The organism is Lacinutrix cladophorae (assembly GCF_053604645.1).
In genome coordinates this window covers 1-342 of sequence record NZ_JBSHNR010000042.1, presented here as the reverse complement: position 1 = coordinate 342, position 342 = coordinate 1, and the positions used below count along the sequence as shown (strand labels likewise).

1 pseudogene is annotated in these 342 nt (G+C 37.1%); it reads right to left on the bottom strand.

Annotation, left to right across the window (positions count from 1 at the left end):
* Positions 1 to 342: pseudogene (locus ACVC3Y_RS00275) on the bottom strand (hypothetical protein); the annotation flags it as partial.

Below are 342 nucleotides of genomic sequence, written 5' to 3'. Positions count from 1 at the left end.
GGTGTAGGTAAATGTTCCGTCGTTATTATCAACGATAGTAGTTAGTGCTTCTAAGTTTGCAACAATAGCTGCAAAGTTTAGGTTGGTAATAACACCATCTTCATCGGTATAGTCGATACTTGCTTCATCTGCATTAAGTGCGATAGAAGTAAGGGTTTCTAAATTAGAAACATCAATAGTTGTAGTGATACCATCTTCATCGGTGTAGGTAAATGTTCCGTCGTTATTATCAACGATAGTAGTTAGTGCTTCTAAGTTTGCAACAATAGCTGCAAAGTTTAGGTTGGTAATAACACCATCTTCATCGGTATAGTCGATACTTGCTTCATCTGCATTAAGTGC